The organism is Paenibacillus cookii (assembly GCF_018333375.1).
GTDB classification, from domain to species: domain Bacteria; phylum Bacillota; class Bacilli; order Paenibacillales; family Paenibacillaceae; genus Paenibacillus_AQ; species Paenibacillus_AQ cookii.
In genome coordinates this window covers 51454-77828 of the sequence record NZ_BORW01000016.1, presented here as the reverse complement: position 1 = coordinate 77828, position 26375 = coordinate 51454, and the positions used below count along the sequence as shown (strand labels likewise).

The 26375-nt window shown below is 54.4% G+C and carries 25 protein-coding genes; 3 read left to right on the top strand and 22 right to left on the bottom strand.

What is annotated here, in order from left to right:
• Positions 1–74: 74 nt before the first annotated feature.
• On the top strand, positions 75–1262 hold the full coding sequence (locus KI367_RS15550; RefSeq protein WP_212950792.1) for an MFS transporter: 1188 nt from the start codon (positions 75–77) through the stop codon (positions 1260–1262).
• A 75-nt stretch (positions 1263–1337) separates the two neighbouring features.
• Here the strand turns inward: KI367_RS15550 and KI367_RS15545 are convergent, their stop codons facing one another.
• The 16 genes from KI367_RS15545 to KI367_RS15475 form a co-directional block, all read right to left on the bottom strand.
• Positions 1338–3410: a serine hydrolase domain-containing protein gene (locus KI367_RS15545; RefSeq protein ID WP_212950754.1), complete on the bottom strand. Its 2073-nt coding sequence runs from the start codon at positions 3408–3410 to the stop codon at positions 1338–1340.
• A gap of 188 nt (positions 3411–3598) precedes the next feature.
• Entirely contained in the window at positions 3599–5677 is a 2079-nt protein-coding gene (locus KI367_RS15540) for an alpha-glucuronidase family glycosyl hydrolase (protein ID WP_212950752.1), read from the bottom strand.
• A 37-nt stretch (positions 5678–5714) separates the two neighbouring features.
• Positions 5715–6389 (bottom strand): GntR family transcriptional regulator, encoded by a 675-nt coding sequence (locus KI367_RS15535; RefSeq protein WP_212950750.1) that lies wholly within the window; start codon positions 6387–6389, stop codon positions 5715–5717.
• 40 nt (positions 6390–6429) lie between these two features.
• A complete protein-coding gene (locus KI367_RS15530) occupies positions 6430–7230 on the bottom strand; it encodes a Nif3-like dinuclear metal center hexameric protein (RefSeq protein ID WP_212950748.1) in 801 nt (266 codons plus the stop codon).
• Positions 7231–7439: 209 nt separating this feature from the next.
• Positions 7440–8291, bottom strand: a complete 852-nt coding sequence (locus KI367_RS15525; RefSeq protein WP_212950746.1) for a VOC family protein — start codon at positions 8289–8291, stop codon at positions 7440–7442.
• A 25-nt stretch (positions 8292–8316) separates the two neighbouring features.
• Positions 8317–8757 (bottom strand): DoxX family protein, encoded by a 441-nt coding sequence (locus tag KI367_RS15520; RefSeq protein WP_212950744.1) that lies wholly within the window; start codon positions 8755–8757, stop codon positions 8317–8319.
• A gap of 473 nt (positions 8758–9230) precedes the next feature.
• Positions 9231–9677, bottom strand: coding sequence for a VOC family protein (locus KI367_RS27200; protein ID WP_246536976.1), 447 nt, complete (start codon positions 9675–9677; stop codon positions 9231–9233).
• 27 nt (positions 9678–9704) lie between these two features.
• Positions 9705–10016: a VOC family protein gene (locus KI367_RS27195; protein WP_246536974.1), complete on the bottom strand. Its 312-nt coding sequence runs from the start codon at positions 10014–10016 to the stop codon at positions 9705–9707.
• 21 nt (positions 10017–10037) lie between these two features.
• Positions 10038–10850: a VOC family protein gene (locus KI367_RS15510; protein ID WP_212950742.1), complete on the bottom strand. Its 813-nt coding sequence runs from the start codon at positions 10848–10850 to the stop codon at positions 10038–10040.
• A gap of 49 nt (positions 10851–10899) precedes the next feature.
• Complete coding sequence (locus KI367_RS15505; protein ID WP_212950740.1) at positions 10900–11100, bottom strand: hypothetical protein; 201 nt, start codon at positions 11098–11100, stop codon at positions 10900–10902.
• A gap of 85 nt (positions 11101–11185) precedes the next feature.
• Positions 11186–11941 carry an RNA polymerase sigma factor gene (locus tag KI367_RS15500; protein WP_212950738.1) on the bottom strand — a complete coding sequence of 252 codons (756 nt, stop codon included), beginning with the start codon at positions 11939–11941 and terminating at the stop codon, positions 11186–11188.
• Between the two features lie 332 nt (positions 11942–12273).
• The gene (locus KI367_RS15495) at positions 12274–12771 is read right to left on the bottom strand and encodes a DUF4358 domain-containing protein (RefSeq protein WP_212950736.1); all 498 of its coding nucleotides are present in this window, start codon (positions 12769–12771) and stop codon (positions 12274–12276) included.
• 4 nt (positions 12772–12775) lie between these two features.
• On the bottom strand, positions 12776–13915 hold the full coding sequence (locus KI367_RS15490) for a DHHW family protein (RefSeq protein ID WP_212950734.1): 1140 nt from the start codon (positions 13913–13915) through the stop codon (positions 12776–12778).
• Positions 13916–13927: 12 nt separating this feature from the next.
• Positions 13928–15334 (bottom strand): MBOAT family O-acyltransferase, encoded by a 1407-nt coding sequence (locus tag KI367_RS15485; RefSeq protein ID WP_212950732.1) that lies wholly within the window; start codon positions 15332–15334, stop codon positions 13928–13930.
• Between the two features lie 38 nt (positions 15335–15372).
• Positions 15373–16050, bottom strand: a complete 678-nt coding sequence (locus KI367_RS15480; protein ID WP_306433241.1) for an SGNH/GDSL hydrolase family protein — start codon at positions 16048–16050, stop codon at positions 15373–15375.
• 39 nt (positions 16051–16089) lie between these two features.
• Positions 16090–16797, bottom strand: a complete 708-nt coding sequence (locus tag KI367_RS15475) for an N-acetylmuramoyl-L-alanine amidase family protein (protein WP_212950730.1) — start codon at positions 16795–16797, stop codon at positions 16090–16092.
• Positions 16798–16893: 96 nt separating this feature from the next.
• On the opposite strand from KI367_RS15475, the gene KI367_RS15470 reads away from it, so the two are divergent.
• A complete protein-coding gene (locus KI367_RS15470) occupies positions 16894–17070 on the top strand; it encodes a hypothetical protein (RefSeq protein WP_156124688.1) in 177 nt (58 codons plus the stop codon).
• Between the two features lie 154 nt (positions 17071–17224).
• Here KI367_RS15470 and KI367_RS15465 read toward each other — a convergent pair whose 3' ends face one another.
• The 4 genes from KI367_RS15465 to KI367_RS15450 all read right to left on the bottom strand — a co-directional run bounded on the left by KI367_RS15465 (position 17225) and on the right by KI367_RS15450 (position 22846).
• Entirely contained in the window at positions 17225–19051 is a 1827-nt protein-coding gene (locus KI367_RS15465; RefSeq protein WP_212950728.1) for a HAMP domain-containing sensor histidine kinase, read from the bottom strand.
• A complete protein-coding gene (locus KI367_RS15460) occupies positions 19048–19725 on the bottom strand; it encodes a response regulator transcription factor (RefSeq protein WP_212950726.1) in 678 nt (225 codons plus the stop codon). Before KI367_RS15460 ends, KI367_RS15465 begins: the two co-directional genes overlap by 4 nt.
• 218 nt (positions 19726–19943) lie before the next feature.
• Positions 19944–21704 carry a dihydroxyacetone kinase subunit DhaK gene (gene dhaK, locus KI367_RS15455; RefSeq protein WP_212950725.1) on the bottom strand — a complete coding sequence of 587 codons (1761 nt, stop codon included), beginning with the start codon at positions 21702–21704 and terminating at the stop codon, positions 19944–19946.
• Entirely contained in the window at positions 21701–22846 is a 1146-nt protein-coding gene (locus KI367_RS15450) for a glycerol dehydrogenase (protein ID WP_212950723.1), read from the bottom strand. Before KI367_RS15450 ends, dhaK begins: the two co-directional genes overlap by 4 nt.
• A gap of 260 nt (positions 22847–23106) precedes the next feature.
• Here KI367_RS15450 and KI367_RS15445 point away from each other — a divergent pair, with 260 nt between their 5' ends.
• On the top strand, positions 23107–24153 hold the full coding sequence (locus tag KI367_RS15445) for a PocR ligand-binding domain-containing protein (RefSeq protein WP_212950721.1): 1047 nt from the start codon (positions 23107–23109) through the stop codon (positions 24151–24153).
• A 44-nt stretch (positions 24154–24197) separates the two neighbouring features.
• Here KI367_RS15445 and KI367_RS15440 read toward each other — a convergent pair whose 3' ends face one another.
• Positions 24198–24995 (bottom strand): polysaccharide deacetylase family protein, encoded by a 798-nt coding sequence (locus KI367_RS15440; RefSeq protein WP_036714044.1) that lies wholly within the window; start codon positions 24993–24995, stop codon positions 24198–24200.
• Positions 24996–25146: 151 nt separating this feature from the next.
• Positions 25147–26223 (bottom strand): helix-turn-helix domain-containing protein, encoded by a 1077-nt coding sequence (locus tag KI367_RS27635; RefSeq protein WP_373316238.1) that lies wholly within the window; start codon positions 26221–26223, stop codon positions 25147–25149.
• Positions 26224–26375: the final 152 nt, after the last annotated feature.

Here is a 26375-nt window from a genome sequence, read left to right as displayed (position 1 = left end):
GTACCATAATCCATGCTATATTTCCATTGTTCGAATATATTCGTACATACGAATTAAAACGGAGGAATAACATGATGAACCGCAATATGGCTTTGTTTTTCTTGATTATGTTCGCGATCGGAACCGACTCGTTTATCGTCTCGCCGCTGATGCCGACGCTTCGCGAGTCCTTTGGGATCACCGTGGCGCAATCGGGCTGGTTCGTGTCTGCCTACGCCTTGGGATATGCCGCTTTTGCCTTGATTGCAGGACCGTTATCGGATGGATGGAACCGGAAAAGGGTGCTTGTGTACGGCTTGTTCGCTTTTGGCTTGTTCACGCTGCTTTGCGGTTTTGCCGCGGGCTTTTGGCAAATGGTCGCTTTTCGTTTTTTGGCCGGCGTCAGCGCCGCCTTTGCCTCGCCGCAAATTTGGGCCGCCATTTCGCAGCTGGTAAAGCCGCAAAACGTATTAAAAGCGATGGGCATCGCAACCGCAGGGCTGGCCGCTTCCCAAATGCTGGGCGTTCCTCTCGGAAGTTACCTCGCCGCATCCGGCTGGCATACCCCGTTTTTTGCCATCGGCGCTGCCGCCTTCGTACTCGCGATTCTCGCCGCGATCCTGTTGCCTGCAATGCCCGCTTCGGGCTCGAAGAACGCTTCAATTTGGGGCAGATACCGTTCCCTGATGTCCGGATCCGCTCCGAAACTCTCGTTCATCGCCTACTTCCTGTTTCAATTCGGAAACTTCGGGGCCTTCTCTTTCATGGGAACCTGGCTTTCCGACCGTTTCCATCTGAGCGTTGCGGGCGTCGGAACCGTCATGCTGTTTCTTGGTTTGGGAAATATGATCGGCAGCTTTTGGGGCAGCGGTTTTACGGCCAGATTCGGTCAAAGGCATGCATTCGCATACGGCGTTATTTTTATCTCCCTTCTGTATTTGCTGCTGCCCTTCATGCCTAAACTCGCCCTTGTCGAAGCAGCATATTTTCTCATTTTCCTTGCCCTGGGCATGTTGTTTCCCCTCATGATGAACGCGCTGCAAAGATTGTCTCCGACCGCGCGCGGCACAATATCGTCCCTTGCCAATTCGTCTATGTATTTCGGTACGACATTGGGCTCATTGACAGCCGGATTTTTATATTCCTGCTCAGGAGCATTTATGTCGGTCAGCCTGTTAGCCGCCGTCTGTTTCTGTCTTTCGCTCGGGCTGTTTTCCGGCAGCGGGGCGTTTAGCGCCGTTTCCCCCGTTTTATCCCATAAAAAGCAAACATTAAAGCAATGACGTTTGAAGCCAAAAAAAGGCGGACATCCCGGTATGTATTCCGGTGCCCCACCTTTTTGCGCAGTTAAAGATGGACTACTTTTTTAACGTAATGACGAAGGTCGAACCCGCTTCCCCGGCAAAAACGACGGTTCCGTTCTTCGGCAGAACGACTTCGTTTTTCCCCGTGGCGACGGTGAAGTTCATGCAGGTTCCCTTTTCGTCATAGACAGCATACGAACCCCGTGCCGGCATGTTGACCGTCATTTGTTTTCCGGCCGCCCCTTCCGGAATGGTGAACCACTTGGCGTAGCCGTCAGGCTGGATCGTCACCGTGGACTGTTTCCCTTTATAGAGCGCTTTTATCTTTTCACCGCTGACGTAAAGTCCCCCGGCTGCCTCCAGGTACTCCGTGCCGTTCTCCTTATAAAAATGGAATTCCGCCTGATCGCGGCCGCTCATGGCCGGAATCTGCAGCTGGCTTGCCGCCGTGTCGGGGCCGGTAATTTGCCTGTCTCCGAAGTATCCTTTCAAATCATCGGCGCGGGTGATTTCGACCGAAGGCTTCATCATGTATATCAGCGAATCGAATTTCTCGTTGATCGGATAGTACGTTTGGCCCTCGCGTTTCGACCACGCTTTTTCGGCTTCCTTGGAGATCGGGTGCTCTTCAAGCTTTTCCGCCAGGTATTGGGATACGGCGATTTGCCCTAAACCCGGTATGCTGGTGTATTCCCGGTCCCACAGGTACGTGCGTCCGTTTTTCTCCTTGACGAAAGCAAGCTTCGCGGTTCCTTCCGCGTTCACGAATGTCCCGTCCGCCGTGTAGACGAATTTTTGTTCGGGAGCCCCAAACGCGCCTGGCATCGACAGCGTAAGCTCGCCGTTATGGATGGCGACGCGGATTTGTTGGCCCAAGGCGCCGTAATATCCTGCGTAATTTTTCACTTCGCTTGGCATGTCGGCCTTTACCGGCTTGCCGAACGACTTCTCGGGCTTGATCGCTTGGATCGCTCCCTTTTCCTTCAACGCTTGCAGCAGCAGTTCAGAGGCCAGCATCTGGTTCGTCGAACTGCTCCCCCCGGAAGACAAGACGGCAGCGGCCATGTTCTGCTCCGGAAGCACGACCAATGAAGCATGGTACAAAACGGTGTCGCCGCCCTTGACCAAAGCCTTGATGCCGTAGTCGTTAAACGGATACAGCCTTACACTGTCCCAGCCGAGCCCGTAATCGACGGAATTGTCGGCGTCTTTAGGCCACAGTCCTTTTTTGTATTCCTCCTGCTGCATGGCTTGAATCGACTTTTCCGATAAAATTCCTTGTTGTTGTCCCGTAAACAGCTGCGAAAATCGCGCCAGATCCTCCGCCGTCGAGTAGATTCCGCCCGTGCCGATCACGTTGACCGTTTCATTGGGAAGCTGCGCGTCAAATCCCGGATAATAAAGCCCGGCAAACTTGCCTTGCCCTAAGGGATCCTGCGAAGTTTTCGTATGATCCATGGACAGCGGGCCGGTAAAATGCTGATGGATGAATGCGGTAAAATTCATGCCGCTGACTCTTTCGACGAGAATTTCGGCCAGCGTGAACCCGTCGTTGCAGTATACGGAAAAGGCGCCCGGATCGGCCTTGAGCCGTTGCGATGCCAGCTGTTTAAGCAGCGTGTCATGCGCGTACGTGTCTTGATCGTTGAACAGGAAAGCATTGCCGAGGCTGGACCCCTGCAGGCCCGAAGAATGGTTGAGCAGCATGCGCGGCGTAATTTGCTTATATCGTTCGTCCTTCATTGTAAAATCGGTTATGTACTTCACAACCGGGGTATCCAGATCGATTTTGCCCTCGTCGACCAGCTTCATAACGGCCGCTGTCGTAAACATCTTGCTGGTGGAACCGATGCCGTACATCGTATCCTTGGTCAGCGGAATCTTCCTTGCCGGATCGTTGAGGCCCGTTTGACCCGAAGCCAATATCGTGCCGCCGTCGATGAGCGCATATTGGACGCTGGTCGTCCCGTATTTTTCGGTAAGCAGCGCGGCTTTTTCGGCAGCGAATTTCTCAAGCCCTTGAACCGCTGCGACAGCTTTGCTTTCGGATGCAAGCGCCCCGGTCGGCACCAGCGGAATCAGCGCAAGCGCGGCGGCCAGCAGCCAGATGAACTTCTTTTTCCTCATATTCGTACCTCCTTGGAGTTGGGAATCTCATAAGTTAGTACGTATGACTAGCAAAAATGGTTCAACTTTCCACTTAAAAAAATAATGAAAAATGCAGGAGATTTGCGGCCCAACGCAACATATCCTGCATCTTGAAAGTTCCTTACCTTTTATAGATCGGTCTAATCCTGCGGCCTGAGGTCCGAAGCTTAATAGATCGGGCGGCCGTGACGGTCTTCGATTCCCGACTTCCGGAAAAAGTACGTGTTGACGACATCTCTCCACTCCCTGGCATGCGCGAGCTGAATCCGAAGCCGTTCCATCACCTGTGCATGGCGTTTCGCATCGATTCGCCCTTCGAGGCCTTGCCAACGTTCGATGAAAGCCTCCACGCCTTCCACCCCTTCGAAGTGGCTGTCATAAATATGTTGAATGACCGTTTTGCCTGAATGCAGCGTATGGGTGTACGGCACGTGATGGAAAAAAAGCAGCAGCTCGTCCGGACAAGTCTCCGGCGATTCGTAACGCTCCATGTTTTCGGGATAATACTGCGCCGTGTACCCCGTTCCGTCCTTCACGGTCCGATTCACGCCCATGCCGCGGCAATCGGCATAATGATACGTCCCCCACACGGAATATTCGTAACCGTCGACGTTCGGCCCGTAGTGATGCCCCGGATTCACCATCCATCCGATCCCGAGCGGCGACGTATAACTTTCGTATACCCGCCAGGATTCGGCAAGCATGGAACGCAAGACTTGATAAACCTTTTCATCTTTGCCGAAAGTGAGCCGGATCCACTCCGCCGTGATCGCCTCTTCCGAAAGGTCCGGATTCCACGCCAACCGCCCGAAGCCGTAAAGATTGGCCTGCGCCAGCGTATGCCCGGTCCAATTCGGATCGTCTCCCACGTTGATGACTGCCGCCATCCCGGAATGTGCATAAGGGTACGTTTCTCCGGCGACGATCTTTTTTACTTCGGTACCTTTGCCCCGCGCAAAAGTATCGAAGTCAAGCACCTCCTTCCACTGCGGAACGAGATAACATAAATGTTTTTGCTGGCCCGTGTATTCCTGCGTGATTTGAAACTCCGCCATTTGGTTGGTCTCCGGCATCGCGCCGAATAGCGGGGAAACCGGCTCCCTGACCTGAAAATCCATCGGCCCGTTTTTGATTTGCAAAACGACGTTTTGCTTGAACTGGCCGTCCAGCGGCTTGAAGTGGTCATAGGCGGCTCTGGCCCGGTCGGTCGTGCGGTCTCTCCAGTCCTGAAGGCAGTTATAGACGAAACATCTCCAGACCACGATGCCGCCGTACGGTGCGAGCGCCTCCGCAAGCATGTTCGAGCCGTCCGCATGCGTCCGGTTGTAGGTAAAGGGGCCGGGCCGGTGCTCCGAATCCGCTTTCACCACAAATCCTCCGAAATCGGGGATGTGCCCGTAAATTTCGGCGGCCTTTTCCTTCCACCATGCCCGCACGCGGGAGTCGAGAGGATCGGCCGTATCCAGTCCTCCCAGCTCGATCGGGCTCGCATAATTGACGCTGAGGAACAAGGCGATTCCGTACCGGCGGAAAATCCCGGCCACCTCCGCCACGTCCGGCAAAAACCGGGACGTGATCAGCTGCGTTTCGGTCTTGTGAACATTCACGTTATTAATGGCCACGCCGTTAATGCCGACGGAAGCCACCAGCCTCGCATAATCCCTGATCCGAGCCTGGTCCCGAACAAACTCGTTATCCTTGAAAAAGATCGATTGCCCGGCGTATCCGCGTTCGATCGAGCCGTCCATGTTGTCCCAGTGGTTCATCATGCGGAGCCCGTTCCGCGGATTTTCCAGAATTTGCAGTCCGCTCCGCAAATCTCCGGTTTGCATCAACCTCAATAAATGGAATGTGCCGTACAGTACGCCTTTGCCGGATTTTCCCGCTACGAGAATCGACTCCCCCCCGTTTTCCGGGACGGACCGGATGACATAACCTTCCTCGTGCAAGTCGTGGAATGGCGCCAGTTCCCGCAACCGTTCCGGCAAAGCCTCGTCGAATTGGACGAGCCGGACGACGTTCGCTTCAAGGCCATTCGGATCTTCCGCCGTTTCCGGCACCGACCCGGTCATCTCCGTCATGCCGTAAACAAGCTCCGCCAGCGCCGAACGGATTTGTTCCGACGAGCCATGGACGGTAATTTTGGCCAAACGCGGGATGCCTTCAAGGGATTCATTTTTCGTATACCTCAACCAGCAGGGATCGGCATCCGAATAAGGAAGCTTATCGTTTTTATCAAGCGTCATTTTCGTTTCCCCTTTCGTTTCTCCTCTATGCATTGCTTTAGATAAAGTAGTGCGGGTACTTTTCCTTCAACATGTCCTGTTCGATTACGACAAGCCGCAAATGGTTTTCCATGATTTGCACGGCTTGCTCCTTCTCCTGCCGTATGATGAGCTGGTACATTTCTTTATGCTGCTGGATGATATGCTCCCAGTGGGAGTCCTTCGACAGACGCAGCAGCCGGAGCCGGTTGAAATGGATATTCAGCTGCTGCAGCATTTTCCAGGTTCGTTGCTTCCCCGAAGCTTCAAACAAAATTTGATGGAATTCCTCATCCAATTCGTACAGCTTGCAAACATTGTTTTGGGAGGCGCAAACCTCCTGCATCGCGATGTTGGCTTCCATGCGAAAGCGAAAATCATCCCCGAACTGTCCGCAAGCCAGCGCCACGATCTCTTTTTCGATTTTTTCCCGGATAAAACGGCCTTCCTCGACATGCCTCAGATTGATTCGGGAAACGATGGTGCCGCTCTGCGGGATGATGTCGAGCAGCTCCTCCTCCGCCAGTTTCATGAAGGCTTCCCGAACGGGCGTCCGGCTGACGTTCAGCTCGTTGGCGATCTCTTTTTCCGAAATTTTCGTTCCCGGCTCAATCTCCAGATGCATGATTTTATTCCTCAACAATTGATAGGAGTAATCCCGGGTCGATCCTTTGATCTTTTGTTCCATGGACATACGGCAACCTCTTTCTGCATTCGCTTCGTAGGGTATTCATTCATATGATTAGCAGCGGCGACGGCGTCCGGACAAAATGAACCGGCATGCCGGGGAACAGATCCCCGATCAGTTCCGCCAGCAGTTCCATGCCCGGCTCTTCGCTGGCCGCATGACCCAATACGAACAACGAACGGCCGATGCCTTGGGCGGCCGCATCCCGGACGTATTCCGGCGTTTCCCATTCGGGACCTTCCCCGGCGAGCAGGAGATCGACTTCCGCTCTCTCGTACAGAGGAATGGCTACCTCGCCGCCCCCCCGGTATCCTACGGCGATGCCGATGGTTTGACAGGCGGTTTCCATGCTCCCTGCCGCGCGCAGGTAGGGAAGATGAAGTTTGCTTTTGACATGGGACGCGATCTCGCGAATCCGGCGCGCTTCCGGCAGGGTCACCACAACCGCGGCATCGGCATAGTCGTGCTGGTACCGCTCCCACTCCAATGCACGAAGCAGTCCCCGGGTGATCAAATCGGGATTTGTCCGGTGCGGATGGTCATGATACCGATAGATCGCCATTCCTGCCGATTGAATGTAACTCTCCTTCATGAGTCGAACCCGGCTGCGATCGGCCGTCCCCCTCCCGCCTTCCTGATGGCGGTAAAACGCCCCTTCGTGGGTAATCAGCAAATTGGCGCCAAGCGCCGCCGCTTCCTTGATCGCTTCGTAAGAGGCGACAAACGATACCGCGATGCCGCGGACGGCCGTTTGGCCGCTTCCCGCAACGATGCCGTCCACCGTGGTTTCGTATGGCCCGAATGCACGATGCAGTTTGTCGATCACATTCTGTACGGTGATGCTCAAACGTTTCCCCTCCCCATGGCGCATGCTCCATCAAAGGCACACTAGTATAACTAGTATGGTAGTTTGGTTTGTCTTATTGTAATGGACAATGTTCATCAATACAATCATTGAATTTAATCACTTGGCTAATAAATGTTAGAAACCAGAAAAAAACCCATCGCATGGCCTAATGCCTGCAAATGGGCTTGAATCAATCCGTATTGGCCGGTTTAAATCAACAGCCGGATCCGGTTATGGGACGGATCTTCCGTAATCCAGGCAGCTTGGCTTTCATGAACGGTAACACCCATGGCCTTCAGCCGCCGAACGGCGCTTTTTCTCGCTTCCTCGTCCGGAAATACGATATCGAAGGAAGCCAACCCGGCGCTGTTTTCCGCGGGCGCAGGAGCGCCTACCCCGTTCCAGGTATTTAACCCGATATGATGGTGATACCGGCCCGTCGAGATAAATAACGCCTGGTTGCCAAGCCGGCTGACGACATCGAAGCCCAGCCCATGGCCATAAAATGTTTCGGCCTCCTGCAAAGAAGAGACATGCAGATGGATGTGCCCCATCAACGTCTCCGCAGGAAGGCCGTCCCATTGGGCTCCCTCCCCTTCCTGCAAAAGATCGCGAATATCAAGGGCCCGGGTATCCATGACGACCTGCCCGTTGGCCCACGCCCATGACGATGACGGCCGGTCGGCATATATTTCGATGCCGTTGCCGTCCGGGTCCGCCAAATACAGGGCTTCGCTGACCAAATGATCCGACGCCCCTTGAAGCGGAATCTGGTGCTGGATAAAATGCTGCAGCACGCGGGCCAAATCGGACCGCTTCGGCAGCAGGAGCGCAAAATGGTACAGGCCTGTCGTGCGCGGCTGTTTCGGCGAAACCTGTCCGGGTTGTTCGATCGATAACAGCGGGGTTTTGCCGTCCGCCGTCAAGATCGCTTTTCCGTCGGACTGCTCCAAAACGCGAAATCCGATCACATATTGATAAAAGGCAAGCGAACGCTCCAAATTGGAAACTTTTAAGTCCACCTGGCCGATAAAGGTGTGCGGTTTACGATGAAAGTTCATGTTACGCCGAGTCCTCCGTTTTGATTTATTGTTGTTTCGATCGAAAAATGAGATTATCCAATGCGAGCGATGAGCGGTTGCCGATGATGAAGTACACGGAAATGATCAGCAGCGCCAGGTCGATTTCGTATCCCGGAGATTGGTTGCTCCCCAAAAAACCTGCGGCCAGTTTTACCTTGAAGATTGCTCCGGCCATAATCAAGACAAACAAGCACGCGATCACCCGCGTTCCAATCCCGAGAATCATGGCGGCTCCGCCGATGAGCTCGATCGTCGCCACGATGTAAGCCGCAAAACCCGGCAGACCCAAGCTTTCGAAAAATGCGGCCGTGTTGCCGATGCCTCCTTGGAACTTAGCCAAACCGTGGGCGAAAAAGGCAGCGCCTAAAAAAATCCTCAACAACAACGCGCCGATTTCTTGTTTTTTGTCATGATAAGAATTCCTCCCTGATAACCTATTGGACATAGCGTTATTTTTGTAAGTTAATTACTTTATGTTTGTGATTATATTTTGACTAGCGATTAATGTCAAGTAAACTAATGTTTTTTGTAAGTTTTTGAGTAGAAATAACCTTGGATGGAAAACAAAAGGACGATATTCCGGGCAAGTCGATTGACCTTGGAAATCGTCCTTTCTATTTTGTCTTCAAATATAGCCCCAGCAGCGCCATGACCGGGATCCCGTCGATTTCGTCCGCCGGAACGTCAAACGGATTCAACGGATGCAGTTCATTTCGAACCCGAAGGAACCTTCGCGCGTGGTCACTTCCGTCGCACACTGCCACTCCGGAATGAAGACTCCGTGCTCCCGTTCCGCCACCGCCGGATGTCCGTTGAGCCATGCGGTGACTTATGCCCAAGATTTGCGGACCCGTTTTCCGTCTCTAAGAACCCGCAGAACCGCGGCTTTCATTTCGGGGATTTCTTCGATTTCCACGTTCACGACGCCACCCCCGCATGCCGCTGGCAAACCATCACGATATTCCCGTCCTCGTCCCGAATGTTAAAAAACGACACGCGGGGGAGCCTTTGAATGCCGTAAACGATCTCAAAGCCGATTTCCTCCGCTTCTTTTGCGGCTTTTTCGATATTGTACGTGCCCAATTGAAAAAGAACCGGCCCCCGCTCGGGAATCGGCACGTCCTCCATCCCGTTGGAATCCAAAATGAGCTCCGCCCCGTTATTCAGATGAAACACGTGCAGATGATCGAAACGGTCCTCCGCCCTGACCTCCAGCCCCATCAGCTTGGCATACCGCTCCACTGCGCGGTTCAAGTCCCGCACCCACAAAAATGCGGCTTGAATATGCGGATCGATGCTGCAATGGGCCCGGCTGCCGTCGATCCCGCCAAACGCCAGATGATACCCGTCCGGATCGGCGATCACGAATTCCTTCCAGGGTCCGCCTTCTGCTTAGATGACCGGTTCTTGGGCGATGATGGCGCCTTTGGACTTGAATTCTTCGTAGAGGCTGTCCAGCGCGGCCCATGTATCGACATAGGCGGAAACATCGATGCCAAGCTCCGCTCCCGGTTCAGGCGGGTTCGGATGTACGGCGGCCGGGTCCGGAGCCTGATGAAGTTTGAGCGCAAGCCCGGTGAGTCCGTCGCGTTCGGCCCACCAGTCCGTCACGTCGAAACCAAGAACCTCCCGGTAATACTGCCTGGAGCGTACCAAATCGGATACGGATAATACGGTTAATGAACTGCTGATTTGCTTGGACACGGTTTCACTTCTCCTTTTCGATTAAATATGCATATGCGCGACGACGATGCGGTTGCCATCGGGATCCAAGAGGGCAAACTCGCTCAGATCCGGAAAGCGGCAGGGTTCGCCCGCAATCTGAAACCCCTGGTCTCGGGCGAATGCGAAGGCCGCATCAAAATCGTCCGTCTCGAAATAAAACACTTCCGTAAACGACTCCCGATTTAAATAACGGTTATGATCGAGCAGCAGCGCGGCGCCGGAATCCGTCGGCACGGAATAGATGCGTTCCTCTGCAGCCGATCCGTCAAAAGGCACGCCCAAAAGATCGGAATACCAGCGCGCAGCCTCCGGCATGTTCTTCACGTCGACGAACACGCCTCCGACGCGCGGCAAAATCGGACTAACGTTGCTCGGCTCGGGTGGCAACGCCTCCCCCGCGTGCTCAGCACAGCACGCCATATGGACGTTCCCCTCCGGATCGCGGAAATTGAAGAAGGCCATCGTGCCGTGCCTTTCCGGCTCATCGATCGGTTCGCCGCCTTTTTCCCGCACATGCCTAAAGGCTGCGTCGATCTCCTGCGCCGCGAACATGATGCGAGGCATCATCCCTTCGTCCCAATCGGGTTTTTGCCGGTTCACGCGGTTCGAATCGAGAATCAAATGCGTGCCTTGAAAATCAAACCAATAGACGGGTCCTCCGTTCAGCCGTTCCTCCATCAGCGGCAGTCCCAATAAACGGCTGTACCATTCCGCCGACGTGCGCAGATCCGTCACGTGCACGAACACGCTGGCTACCCGGTTCGCAAGCGGGATGCCGGCAGCAGCCTGAACGCCATGGCCATGATTAACCAATAAGAACCACCTCCCTTTCCTAAATTTGTAGCCTCAGACCTTGCAACGTTTAACGATGTATCCTTTCCTCCATGCGGATCATGGTAATTGATATTTCTCCCTCGCCGAGCATTAAATCGATTTCTTTGCTGCCCCGCCGCGCGATTTGAAATTCGAATTCGCCGGCGTACCATTCCGCTGCCAGCCTGGCATCCGGAACCGGCAGAATGCCCCTGCCGATGCACTCCATCATCGTTAGCACGGGCGGCATGGAGTTCCTCCTTTCGATCGGATCTGCTTACTTCATATGAATAACGATGAATAAGCCTCAAACCATACATGGCTGCAAAAGTTTCTCAAATAAATGATTCGCTGATCATCAGCAGATTGCCGTCCGGATCATGGAGCGTCAAAAAGCACCGGCAGCCTTTCGCATGGATTTCCGCGATCCGGCAGCCATGTTCAAACAGATGCAAGTAGGCCTCGTAGATCAGCCGGGGATCGTAACGGCGAAATGCTTCGGCCACGGAAGAGAGCAGTTTGGCATGTACCGCTTCGGGGCTTTTCCGGTGCGGGAAACCGCCGTCGGGAGGTCCCTCCGGTTCCTGGAGCGCGAGACGGCGCAACCGTTTTCGAGCCCTCGAAAGGGCAACCTGCACCGATACTTCCGCCGCGTCGATGCAGCGCCCCGCTTCTTTGGCGGTCATGCCGAACACGTCGCACAGCAATACGATGACAAAAGGTTTGGGCGTCAGACGGTACATCAGCTCCTCCAGAAGCTCGCGAGTGATGAGGAAGTCCGATTCGGCCGGGGCTGCCGGTGCGGCACAAGGATCCAGCTCTTCGAAGGATACGGATGTCTGGCGGCGGCCAAGGCGGCAGCGGTCGATCCAAAGATTCCGGGCTATCCGGAACACGTAAGGCTTGTTCACCTTGATTCCCGGCATTTTTGCATGGCGGCACAGGACGCGGATCAACGTCTCCTGCGCCAGATCTTCGGCCTCCCATTCCCTGCCCGTCAGGGATCGGCAGTAACGAAGCAGTTCCGGTCTCACGTCCGTCAACATTCCTTCGAGGTCATGGGGAAAAGTAGAATAAAGGGGTGTCGTCATCGTTCGGCTCCATATGATCAAAATGAAATCCTATGATTCGTCAAATGCTTTTAAATTGATCTGATTTTACCACACATTCGTTCCCATTTTCCATACTTTTCCTTGCAATGTCAAAAAAATCAGTCAGAAACCGTGCAGCCTGCCAAGCAGGTATTGTGAACCGGGCAGGGAACGTTCCGAATCGCTGTCGTCAGGTTCCTGAATCTCTGCTCCCATGAAAAAAAGCCGCGCAGTTTCGCGGCTTCGTTAAACAATTGTATTTATCGCTGGCCCTTTGGCAGCAAACTATGATCATTTGATATCCATCTGTGCATCTATCCAGTCAAAAAGCATCAAAACGCATCGTCGAACGCTTTTTCCATTTGCTCCGCTTCCTGAGAGACAGCAAAAAAGACGAACGAACCTTTTGTTTTCAGCACATGGTTTTCCACCAGAAAAAACTCGTTGGGGCGGTAATCCTTGAATTTGATTTTTTGCGCGGCAATCCGCTGCCCGATGCCGGCTTTGACGTTTTCCGCCTGCTGCGGATCCTTCAGTTGGATCACTGCCCATTCATCCGCTCTGACGTTCGAGTTCGACGTATAGAGGATGAAGCCCTCGACGGCGTCCGGATCGATATTGTACAACTTCTGCAGCTTTTTCAGGTCTCCCTTTTTCATTTCTTTCAAATCTGCCGCCTGTCCGATCTTTTCCCCTATTTCATCGAGGGACGTCGCGGCGGTTCCTTTGCCCCTCCCCCCTGCGCACCCGGATAACAGGCCAATGACGACGGCGATTGCGAGGATGGCGGCAAGCCAGCCCCGTGTTTTTCCTTTCCATGGCGTATTCATAAAATCACTCCGATATGTGTTTGATGGATGGGTCTTCGCAAAACGTGATTGCGTTGTATAACAGCAGCATCTCCCGAATGCCGCGTTCCTTCACCAAAGCCGCCAGATCGTCCTCGTAGTAACGAAGATCCACCACGTCAATTTCGCCGAAATGCATGAGCAAAAACGGAACGAAGCTGTTTGCGTACGAATCCTTGACGACCAGCAGCTTTCTCCCGTTCTTCTGACCCGTTTGGATCCGAACCAGCGCGTGGTTGCCGTTCAAAAAGACCGCATATTTATCCTTCTTCCGCAGCTGGTCCATCGCATACAACGAATCGGTGGTCCGCCCTTCGTCGACATACGAGACGGTATAGGCTTCCGGATGCTTTGGCAGATAGAGCTGGATGGAGTCGGGCTGCACATGCCTGTACCCGCTTTTGGAATACAGCGAGCCGAAAAACGTGCCGGTGGCCTGCCGGATGTGAAAATCCTCTTCTTTTTGCGCGTTCAGCCCCATGTGCTTGCACAGCTCCAGATAGGCGGCATAAGCCCCTTTCGTCGTCCAGTGGTGGTCGGTTCGATAAAAAATGGGCTGCTCCCGTACAGCATATAATGCGGGGAACACATCGACAAAACGGATGCCGGGAGGCATCATCTGCCGGATCATGCCCAAATAATCCTCCTCGGCGCCGGTTTCGGCGTATTTCGGCAGCTTGTCTTGAAGCACGGCCGCTGCCGTCGGCACGATCATCGCATATTTGCGCAAGCCTGGCGTCGCTTGGTCAAACGCATGGATGGCTTGCATTTTGGCTTCCAAATCCCCTTCCGCCGGAGGGACGAACTTCTGGATCAGGTAACCGTCTTTTCCAAGGTAAACCCCGTTGCTTTCCTTTTTTCCCATGGCGCGGTCCGCGTCGGTTTTCGCTCCGATCCATAAGTCGCGCAGGGCAAATTGATCGGACACGTAAGCCTCGAAATCGGAAGTAAAGGCGCCCGAAAGCAGCGATTCGAACGTAAAATGCGGCAGCTGCTTCAGCATGCGGTTCTCCGAGTCCGAAAAGGTCCGGTCCGGCGCGGCCAGATTCAGGGCGAGCATGACGCCGATAAACAGCAGCAGCAATACCGCCGGCGTTTTTTTGTTGAAATTTTCGAACTTGTCCATGGCCGCCCTCCTTTAAAATCGAAAATATAAAAACGGATTGTACGTTTCGTTGACCAGGTAAGCCGTCGACAACGCCATGAACAGGAAATACAGGAGCGGAGCGGCGATAGCGCCGGCCCATTGCCATTTCGTTTTCACGAATGCGAGCATCTTGCCCGGAATCGGGGTCGCGCAAAAGGCTAATACGATAAACAGCGCGGCATTCGCGGACAGCGCGTACAGTGCCTGCCGATCCACAAAGCCATTACCGCCGAAGCCGAACAGCACGCCGATGAATTGCACGGCTTCCGCCAAATGCTCCATTTCGAACCATACCCAGCCGACGATGACGATCAGCAGCGTATAGACATGCCCGAACCATGCGGGACAACGACCTAACCACAGCAGCAGGAACAGCTTTTCGATCATGACGAAAAAACCGAAATACAATCCCCATACGATAAAATTCCAGCTGGCGCCATGCCATAGACCGGTCAAAAACCATACGGCCAGCACGTTCCGAAGCTGCTTCGCCATGCCCTGACGATTGCCGCCAAGCGGAATGTACACATATTCCCGGAACCAGGCGCCAAGCGAAATATGCCATCTGCGCCAAAACTCCGTGACGCTTCTGGATATATAGGGATAGCGGAAGTTTTCCATGAAATCGAAGCCGAACATTTTGCCGAGGCCGCGCGCCATATCGGAATACCCGCTGAAATCGAAATAAATCTGCAGCGTAAACGCGATGATCCCAAGCCAGGCGGACAGGACGGAAAGCTCGGCGAACGGCTCCGCTTTGACGCTTGTCCACAGCAACCCGATGTTGTTGGCCAGCAGCACTTTTTTGGCGAGGCCTTTCATGAACAGCTCCGCCCCCTCGCCGAAGCGGGCCAAGCTGACGCTGCGCGAAGCAAGCTGCCCGGCGATGTCGCCGTATTTGACGATCGGACCCGCGACAAGCTGGGGGAACATCGTCACGTACGTCCCGAAAGCAACGATGTTTTTCTGTGCGGGCGCTTTTCCAAGATATACGTCCACGACATACGACATCGTTTGGAACGTATAAAAGGAGATGCCCACCGGCAGCGGCAGATCGGCCGTTTGCAGATGCAGATGAAACAGCCCGTTGATGTTATCCGCGAGAAATCCGGCATATTTGAAGAACCCGAGAAGGCCTAAGCTTCCCGTCATCGAACCGATGAATACAGCCCTTGCGATCCCCTTTCGGTGCCTGTACTTCTCGATCAAAAGACCGTTCACGTAATCAAACGCCGTCGAGAACACCATGATCAAAATGTATACGGGTTCGCCCCAGGCATAAAAAATCAAGCTTGCGACAAAGAGGACGCCGTTCCGAAGCTTCCTAGGCGACGCATAATAAACCAGCAGGGTGACGGGCAGAAAAAGAAACAAAAAAATCAGACTGCTAAAAACCAACCCGCGTCACCTCCAAAAGGGACTGAACCGCCGCCATGTTATTTCGCTTGCTCCTTTAGCAGCTCCAGCAATTTCGTATAATATTCAGATTTGAAATGAATCCCATCGGCATCGTAAAAATCGGAGCCGCCCGAAAAGATCGGCGACAAATCGACAAAAGAGGCGCCTTCCTTGCCGGCCAATTCTTTGACGGCTTGATTGTAGCGGCCGATATTTTGATAGCGCGGCTCCATCTTGACGGCCTCCTCCGTTACCGGGGTCACCGACAACAGCGTGATCCGGGTTTGCGGAAGCTTTTCTTTGATCTTGCCGATCAGCTTCGCGTAGTTTTTCATGGAGTAAGCTATGGGGTCGTCCGTCGGCCACAAAATGTCATCCGAACCCAATTGAATAAACACCTGCTTTGGATTGCGCTTCGTGAGCTCGCCGATGTCCTCCAGCGAAAATTCCGCCGTTTTCCCCGCGCCGGCCAGCACGTTTTTCTCGTCGAGCAACTCGTGGAAGGACAACCCCTCCGTAATGGAATCCCCCAGAAACACGCAATCTTCAAATGTCCGTTGATACGAATCCTCCGGCGCGGATGCAGCAGCATTCCCCCGTTCCTGCGTTTGGGAAGCAGTCTCTTGCGCCTGCTTTTCCGGCGCATCGTTTCCGCATGCCGCCAGGGCTACCGCGATGCTCCCGATGAGCAATGACGTTACGATTTTTTTGTTCATGTCCATCTACCTTCCTTGAATCGAATTTCCATCTATGGTTTAATCCAGCTGCAGATATTCCTTGATACCGTCCAGGATGGACCCGGCTATCCGGTACTGCGCCTCGTCGCCCAGCATTTGCGCTTCTTCCTGCGGATTCGTTAGATACCCCGTCTCAATCAAAACGGCCGGCATCTCCGTATCCTTCACGACGAAGTAATTCTCTTTCTTGACGCCCCGGTCCCGAAACCCGCTTCCTTGAACGACATGCTTTTGCATGATTTCGGCCAAAGGGAGGGAATCGTCGTGATAATAGTAAGTTTCCGTCCCCGAAACGCTTGCGTCCTCGTACGTATTGCCGTGAATGGATATAAACAAATCGGCCCCCAGATCGTTGGCGAGTTTCGGCCTTTCGCGGTCCGCCGAAGATATGAACCGGTCATCCGTCCGGGTCAGATGAACCTCGATTTCCGTCTCCTTCTTCGCTAATTCCTCCACTTTAAGCGCCAGCCGCAGCGTAAAATCCTTCTCGAAATTTCCGCTCGCCCCGGTCGCGCCGCGGTCCTTGCCCCCGTGTCCGGGATCGATGACGACTTTATAAGGCGTCCCCGGCGGATGGGAGGCGGCGCCGTTTTGGCCCAAAAAGCTTATCATTCGATGATTTAGATCGATGCTGCCGCGGCTTAACCCTGCCGAACGGATGCCGTAAAGCAGGACGATCAGCGCGACGGACAGCAAGCAAGTCACGATCAGCACGGATTTTCTCATTCTCTCTCTCCTCCTTCCGAAAAATAGTTTAATCGCGCGAAATAAAGATCAAGTGCAGATGGCATCAAAACGATGTAGAGATTCCGGAGGGCTGCGATGCGAAACGAGAAAAAGGAGCTGTCTCCAAGAACCGATCGGCCCGTAGAGATAGCTCCTTCCGTCAAATCTTCCTTTTTAACGCCGCCCTGCGGCTATAAATTGCGATCCTTCAGCTTCCAATCGTTCGAATCGATCGTCCAATCCCGGATTTTGATGCCTTCCTCGGCGATTTGATCGCGGAGCTTACGGTCTACAAATTGCTGTTGATCGTAAAACTTTTTATATTGATGGGTATCTGCAATAAAGATTTAGTAGCAAGAGATGCAGACGTCATCATCGTCATCAAATAAAAATGAAAAAGCGCAGAACCGAAGTTCGCGCCTTCATCTTACGTTTTTTTATTCAAATAAAAATAGAACAGGACCCCGTCCTCCGTGTTGGTTACGCCGTAAGGGGCGCCGTGCATTTCCAGGATTTTTTTGGAGATGGCCAGCCCGAGCCCGGTACCTCCGGTCGACCGCTGGCGGGAGGGTTCCCCGCGGTAGAAACGGTCCCATATTTTTCCCAGCTTCTCCTCCGGGATATGGGCGCCTTTGTTTTCGATGCCTATTTTTACCCGTTCCCTTTCTTCCGTGACGGCGACCAAAACGGCCCCTTCCTCGGGCGTATAACGGATCGCGTTCGTCAAAAAATTGACCAGGACCTGACCGATCCGGAGCTCATTGCCGACGACTTCGGCCGGTTGAAGCGACACGTGCAGGCGAAGTCCTTTTCGCTCCATGTCCGGCGCCAATTTGGCGCATATCCGCCCGACGGCAGCGCCGATGTCAAACGGTCCCATCTCCATTTTGTACGTGCCGGACTCGTATTTGGCCAATTCCAGCATGTCCCCGATCAGCAGGTTCATCCGGTTCACTTCGTCTTCCATCGCCGCAAAATAATGATCCCGCTTATGGCTGGCAATCCCGTCCTTGAGCACGGACAAGCAGCTTTGGATGACGCTTAGCGGAGTCTTCAGTTCATGCGACACCCCGGAGATAAATTCCTTCCGCGTATGCTCGAGCTGCTTTTCCTTTTCGATGTCCTGCTCCAGCCTGACGATATGGCTGTGCAGCTTCTCTGAAAGCTCATTGATGCTGCGCGACAAATCGCCGATTTCGTCTTTGGTCGCAACCGGTATTTTTTCGGAGAAATCGAGCGCCGCCATTTGCTGCGCGGTTCGGTTGATGCGGAGCAGCGGCCGGGCGATCCGGCGCGAATAATAGAACGACGCAAGCAGCACGAGCAGCAGCGCGCCGGCCGCAATGTAGGCGTAATAATGCCGGATCATCCCCGCAGCTTCGTTCACCGGCTGCAGCGACGTGACCGCAAACAGGTATCCGGTTTTCCCTTTCTCGTCTTGGAGCGGATCGATGAATATTTTGTAACTCACGCCGTTTTCTTCGTAATTCAGCAATGGTTTCGCATCCGCCGTTTGATCATAATCCCCGTAAAGCAAATCGGCCTGGAAAGCTTTGATGCGCTCCAGAAACAAGTGGTTCGTGTAGCGCGAGCCTCCTGCGCCTTCCGGTATTTCGACTTTCGTAATCATCCCGGTGAACAAAACGCTGGGATAAGTTTCATGATACTGGGTCGGGGGGCTCGGGTACCGATTGACGACTTCGTACTCTTTGTTGACCATCTGCCGATTTTCCAACTGGCCTTCCTCCCGCAGATTGTATGGGTATTTCGCCATCCGCTGGATAACCAGCTGCTCTTTTATGATCAATCCTTCAAAGGCGATGGGTTCGCCCTCCTTGATCCAAGGCATGATAAATTGGTTATCGCTATAAAAATCTTCCACGTTAATAAAACTGTAGAGCGGGACTTTGATCGTGCGACCGGAGAACTCAGGGTAGTCGTCCATACGATCCAGCTTGATCTCCATTAAGTAATCGTCGGTATGTTGCAAATTTCCAAAGGAGTCCAATTCCGTGATCCATGTATTATACTTTTGGTAAAAATCTTGCTCCAGCTTCGCCGTCTGCTGCGCGTTCGCGGCATGTTTCACGTAGTCCTGTCCGTAAGCTTGCAGCGCCGACTGCACATCCTTTACCTTTTGATGGGCATAAAATTGTTTGAAAAACACGGTTTGCAAGGCGAAAATCACGACGATCAGGAACAGGCACAACCCCGCGGTCAATAAGAACAGCTTAAGCACGATGCTCCTTTTCATGGCTGCTCCTCGAATTTATATCCCGAACGTACGACCGTGACGATATGTTTGGCATGCTCCCCCAGCTTGGAACGCAGATTGCGGATATGGCTGTTTACCGTGCGGTCGTCGCCTGCGAAATCATATCCCCAAATTTTCGTGATCAGCTGCTCCCGGGTGATGATTATTTCTTTGTTTTTCATGAGATGGGCCAAAATCTCGAATTCGGTATGCGTTAAGCTGCAGTTTTCCCCCTCGACCGATACGGTGCGGGACGGAAAATGAATCGTAATGCCGCTGCTAGTCAGCGTATCGCTATCCTGTTCGCGATCCTGCCGGCGGTCCAAAAGCCGCTTCGCCCGTGCAAGCAGGATCGGCGGGCTGTACGGCTTGGTGACGTAATCGTCGGCGCCGAGCTCGAATCCGAGGAGCGTATCGTCTTCGTCCGAGCGGGCGGTGAGCATGATGATCGGGACGTTTGACGCCTTGCGGATCCTCTTGCACACGGACCAGCCGTCCAATTCCGGCAGCATGATGTCCAAAATGATCAAATCGACCTCATGTTCCTGGAATAACGCAAGCGCTTGTTTGCCGTCGGCGGCTTCGAGCACCCCGTATCCTTCCTCAAGCAGATAATCCTTCATGATTTCCCGTAAAATAGGTTCGTCTTCCACAATCAAAATTGTATTCGGCATGTGACAACCTCTCTGCATGTTTCTTGCCTATGGCTGCGGCGCGGGTTCCCTGATCTTCCAAAAGGAGTCCCGGCAACGTATGTATTCGTTATCCTAGCATGTTTGCATCTTGCAGACAAACCCCTTGCCTCATTGAATCCATGAAAAATCCATGAAAAAAGATGCCGCATGTTCGCGTTGAACATGCGGCATCCGGCATCTTATGCAATCATCCTCCGTTACGCTCTAAGCGACCGGGCAATTCCGGTAAAAATGACGCCCAGCGCATACGCTCCGGCATCGGGGTACCCGATGCTCCGGTCGCCGACCGTTCCCGCGCGTCCCATCCGGGCGGCAATTGCTTCGGTCTTTTTGGCGCCTTCGACCGCCGCCTCCGCTGCCTGGATGCCGGCGGCAATCAGGTCAGCGCCGTCTTCAGCCGCCGCTGCCCACGCATCCGCGTAAGGCGCCAGCGCGTCGACCAGCGTTTTGTCGCCGACGACGGCTCCCCTGCCGAAAGAACGTTCGCCGGTATCCTGAACGCCTTTGACCACGGCGGCCATCATTTCGGCGATTTCCGGCACGGACAGCTCTTTCCGCTCGCCCGCATATTTGCCCGCCGCCCGGAACGCCGAACCCCAGATCGGTCCGGAGGCTCCGCCGCAGTGCTCCATGATCACCAGCGAGCACGCGTCCAGGAACGATCCGATGTCTTTTGCTTGGGCGGTCACTTCGTCCCATTCCGCTTTGAGCTGCTTGAATCCTTTCGCCACGCTCATGCCGAAGTCCCCGTCCCCCGCATGGGAGTCCAGTTCGCAGAAGGGCACTTCGTTTTCGATGATGATGGCGCTCATTTTATCGACCACATAAATCAGGTTATCAAGCGAAAGCTTCCCGTCGCGAATGACCGCATGCTCTTCGCCGGTCGTCAGGCCGAAGGAAGCCGGCTTATTGCCGTTCTCTTCAACGGCGCCGTTGCGATAGCGCACCGGTTCGAACGGGCCGCGCACGGCCAGCGCCGGCGTCTCGCATTCGGCGGCAAGCAGCCGCTTCAGCCGGTCGTCCAGCTTCATGATCGAGACGGATGCGCCGGCCATGTCGATGCTTGTCATGTAGTTGCCGACAAACACTTTGTATACGGCGATTCCGCGCGCGTGCAGTTCCCGCATGACGGCATGATTCAGCAGATAAAGCTCCTGCAGCGGCGTGCCCCCGAAGCCGTTGACCAATACGGCAACCTCTTCGGCGGCCTTCACGTTCATCTGCAGGCTTTCCAGCAGCTGCGCCACCATCCGGGCAGCCAGGACGTCCGCCGGGATCATCGGTTCGCGCCGGATGCCCGGTTCGCCGTGGATGCCCACGCCGTATTCCATTTCCCCTTCGCCGATTTCGAAGGTGGGCGTGCCTTTGGCCGGCACGGTACAGGACGTCAGCGCAAAACCGATGCTTTTTACGTTGTCGATCGCATGTTGGGCGGCAGCTTTGACCTCTTCCAAGGACATGCCCGCTTCGGCGGCGGCCCCTGCGATTTTATGCACGAGCACCGTGCCTGCGACGCCTCTGCGCCCGACGGTGTAAAGGCTGTCCTCCACCGCGATGTCGTCGTCGACTTTGACGTAATCGACCTGAATGCCGTCTTCGCCGGCAAGATGCGCCGCGTTTTTAAAGTTCATGATGTCGCCGCTGTAGTTTTTGATGATGAGCAGCGTCCCTTTTTCGCTCGCCGACGAGCGGATGGCTTGGTAGACCTGGATTTGCGACGGCGAAGCGAACACGTCGCCGCAGACCGCGACGTCAAGCATCCCTTTGCCCACAAACCCGGCGTGAGCCGGCTCGTGGCCGCTGCCGCCGCCGCTGATCAGGGTGACCTTTTGCGGATTGATGTCCTTTTTCTTGACGATTTTATATTTGCTGTCGAATTCGAGTTCCGGATGCGCCATGACGAGGCCGCTAAGCATTTCCCTGACAAGCGTCTCCGGTTTGTTCATGATTTTTTTCATCGTATCGCATCCTTTTTGCTTAGTTTAAAGTCCCGGCCGATTCGGTCCGCGACTACGATCGCCGAAATCACGGCTTCCTCCGTGATCGGGAACGGCATCGCATGGATGGATTCCTCCGGAATGCAGGCCGTTTCAGCCACCAGACGCAGCTCGTCCGCTGTAACGGCATCTACGCCGATGTCCGCCAAGCATACCGGCAGGCCGACCGAGAAGCAAAATTCCAACACTTCGTCGATTTCCGCCTTGGGCGCGTTTTCGAGCACGAGTTGGGCGATGGTGCTGAACGCCACTTTTTCCCCGTGAAAATAATGATGAGTGCCCGGCAGAACCGTCAGGCCGTTGTGGATCGCGTGCGCGGCGGCCAAACCGCCGCTTTCGAAGCCCAGGCCGGACAGCAGGATGTTGGTCTCGATGATGTTCTCCAGCGCCGGCGTCACTTGGTTGGCATCGCAGGCGATTTTGGCCCGCACTCCGTCTTCCAGCAGCGTTTCGTAGCACAGCTTGGCCAGCGCCAGGGCCGCCTTGGTTCCTCCCGCCGCGGGCGCCGCACCTTCATGGACGCCGCAGGGCAAACCCGCATTCACTTTCGAAAAGGAGCGGGATGTGGCTCGGGCTTCGAAATACGTCGACAGGGCATCGCCCATCCCGGATACGAGGAATCGGGTCGGCGCATTGGCAATGACGGTCGTATCGATCATCACCACGCTTGGACTTTGCTTGAAATAAGCATAATCCTCAAATGCCCCCTCCCCGGTATATATAACCGCCGAATGGCTGGTCGGCGCGTCCGTGGCGGCGATCGTCGGCACGATGATCAGCGCGTCGCCTTCCGCGACGCATTTGGCCGTGTCGATCGCTTTGCCCCCGCCGAGCCCGATCGTGCACGAACATTGCTTTTCCCGCGCCAGATGCTGCAGGCGCTGCACTTCTTCGCGGGAGCATTCCCCGCGGAATTCGCTTTCAACCAGCGTAACATTGAATTTTTTTGATGTAAAATCAAGCTTGTCCTTCACCCGTTTGACGTCCTCCGGGTGGGCAATCAGCAGCGCGGACTCGCCGTAAGTTCGAATAAAATATCCCAAATTCAGCAGTTCGTTTTCGCCTTGGACATATTTGCTTGGACTGATAAACGCTTTTCTCATGATCTCTTTTCCCCTCCGCCGTAATCTCATGTCCATTATACGCGCGGGGACCAGCGGAAATCATGGCACTCAAACCGCCTTTTAAAGCGCTTTCCGATGGTGTTTTTTTGTCCTTTTGCCTGTAAAATTGTACTATCTTGTTCATTCAAACCGGGTTTTTAGTATAATAGAACAAGCAACGTTGCGCTCAAAATACAGATTCGCTGCAGCCGCACCCTGCACTGCCCTTAGGGAATGAATAATATTTGGAGACGATGCACATGAACCCGCGCTACGACTTGAAACGAATCATCGATATCGAAAAATGGCACAAGCTGCAGGATTCCCTCTCCCTCGTCACCCGAATGGCGATCATCACCGTCGATTACAAGGGCGTCCCGGTCACCAAACACAGCCGCTGCCAAGCCTTTTGCCAGGGAGTTCGCAAGGACGGCAACCTGTCCTCCTACTGCCAAAAATGCGATGCCCGCGGCGGCCTCGAGGCGGTACGCACCAATAAGCCGTACGTTTACCGCTGCCATTTCGGCATCGTCGACATCGCCGTGCCCATCATCGTCGAAGGCCAATATATCGGCGCCATCATGGCGGGGCAAATCAAGCTTCGCGATGCGGACTTGCCCCTCGAACAAATCGTAACCCGTCCGCCGAACGCTGAAACGGACCGGAAGTTCAAGGAGCTGGAACCCGAATACCGCGCGCTCCCCGAGTTGTCCTCCGAGGAGGTGTCGGCCATTGCGGACATGCTGTTTCATTTGTGCAACTACATCGTCGGGGAAGCGATCCAAAAACATGCGACGGTCGACATGTACAAAAAGGTATTGACCGCGGAGCCGGCCGCTCCCGATCCGGTCAGTGCCGCGCCGCAAGCCTACGAGCAGATCCAGGCCATGCAGCACGAGCTGTCCAGCACGCTGATCGAAGCGAAAATCAAGCAGGGCACGGAACGCGCATATCGCGCGGCGAACCCGCTGCTGCAGCCCGCTTTTGATTACATGTACCGGCATAAAAACGAAAACGTGCGCCTGCAGGATATGGCCGCGCTGTGCCACGTCAGTCCGAGTTATTTCAGCCGCGTCTTCACCCGGGAAACGGGAGAAAACTTTTCGGTGTTCGTCCCCCGCCTGAAAATCGAATGGGCCAAGCAGCTGCTCGAGACGACCGATTTATCCGTGAACCACATCGGCGATGAACTCGGCTTCGCGGATCCCGGTTATTTTATCAAAACGTTCAAAAAGTTCGAAAGCTTGACGCCGGCCGTATACCGAAAAATCTATTCTCGTGAGCAGCGCCGAAACTCTGCCGATTAAAGCCCCCGTGCGTAAACACCCGGCTTGTTCTTTTCCCGCACGGATTATAATCGTACCGTTTGCCCCGCGGGGATCTCGACCGGGTCGCCTTCCGCGCTGATCCAGACGGACAAGGCCGACGGGTTATGGACGATGCGGCTGTCCGCAGAGAAACGAAGCCGTTTTAACGCGTCCGCATAGGCATAAATTTCGGCGTTGGTCGCGTACCAGATGTCCTCCCGTCCGCCGACGGTTTCGCCGAACCGTTCGATCAGATCCCAATTCCCGTCGTTTTCGAATTCATAGCTGTGTCCCCATACGTACAAAAGCGCCATGCGCGAAAACCGCTCTTCCAAACGGACGAACTGCTCCGCGAATTCCACCATTTGTTTGTGGTGGCAGGTCGGATGCCAGCGGAGCCAATCTTCGGGCATATGGAACGAGCCGTGGCTGTTGACCGTCCGGGCATATTCGATGCCGACGGCGCGAAGAAGGCTTACCACCTGATCGTTGTAGGTCCCGAACGGATAACTCATTCCTTTGATCGGCACGTGAACGAGAGCTTCTAGCGCCTTCCGGTCCTCCACGACTTGCGATACGACCTGCTCCGGCGGGGACTGCTCCAAAAACGGATGGCTTACCGTATGCGCCGATACCTCATGCCCGCGGTACAACGTCCCTGCCTCTTCCTTGCCGATGTATCCTTCTTTGCCCAAAAAACCGCTGTTTAAATGAAACGTCGCTTTGATACCGTAGCCGTTTAGCATGCGGACGAATCTGCGGTCATGGTCCCTCCCGTCGTCGAAGCTGAGCGTCAAGGCCTTATGCAGGCCGTTCGGAAACCGGTCCAATTGAATGCGCATTCAAAATTTGCCTCCCCCAAAATGATGTTCTCGTCCAATACTATATTCAATTCGCGCCGGGAAGTAAATCGGTCCTGCCCGGCCAAGGAACGTTCCATTCCGTTCCAGCGCCATGGCGCGAACCCAGCGCCCATAAAGTGAACAAGTGTGATCATGGCTCCGCCGCACGGCCGGCTTTGTTTAACTTTCTGAACTGGTTGGGCGAAGTGCCGTTTTTCTTTTTGAATACCGTAATAAAATAGGAGCTGTTTTGAAAGCCGATCCGCTCCCCGATTTCTTTTACGTTTAATGTTGTCGTCAGCAGCAGTTGTTCGGCATCGTACAGCCGCAAATCGGTCACGTATTGCGTAAAGGACACGCCCATGGCTTCATTGAACAGCTTGCTGAAATAAGGCACGGAAATGTCGAGCTCGGAAGCGACAAGTTCGGCCGAAAGACCGCTGCTCCGGTAATGGTTTCGGATAAATCCGCAAGCGGTTTTTACGAGTTCGCCGCGATCTTGGTGCCGGTTCGTTTGCAACTGCCCGATGATAAAATCTACCAGATCCCCGTAAAATGCCTCGACCCGTTCCAGCTCCGCAAAGCGCTGCACGATCCCGTAAAGCGAATCTTCTCCACGATCCATCAGCAGCGGCGTAAAATCCGTCATCGTCCCAAATTCATGTTCAATCGTCGTCACCGATTGCCGCAACGCGGCACGGATATCTGCCGGCGCGCTGCCCCGCAGCGCTTCGAACCATTCGCCGAGAATCCTTCTTGCCTCTTTTCGGTCGTTGACTTTGACGGCATCAAACAAAGCCCTTTCCAATTTGGCGGGATAGCGGAACGGAGTGCCGGTTGCGGCGCGAACCCCCTCAAAATCATAGACCGTTCGGCGATTATCCACGAAACTGTACTCCAACGCTGCCCTCGCCTCCTCAAAAGACCGTCCCAGTTCCCCGATCGACTCCGCACGGCCGCCCACGCCGATTTTCATCTGGAAACCCGTCACCCGTTCGGCTTGCTGCACCAGCCTGTTCAGCCGATGGATCGAAGGATGATCTTCAGGCTCCCGCATCAAAATGGCCAGCGACTGCCGTCCAACGTCGACCTTTTCCATCTCGTCCCGTTCGGGAAAAATGCGGCGGGCCAGCTCGAATACGGTATCTTTGACCAATCGGATCCCTGTGTCCGTCACGCTGCCTTCCCTTTGAAGCGAGTCCTCGACAACTACCGTCAAGGCTCGCATCGGTCCTGTGCGCAATAATATGCCATGCTGCGCGGCATGCAGTTCTTCATGCAGATCGCCGGCAGAAATACCGCTAAAAAGAAGATCTTTAAGGTAGCTTTCTTTCAGCTTCTCCCTGCTTTTGACCGCCGAATCTTCAAGGGACGTCACCT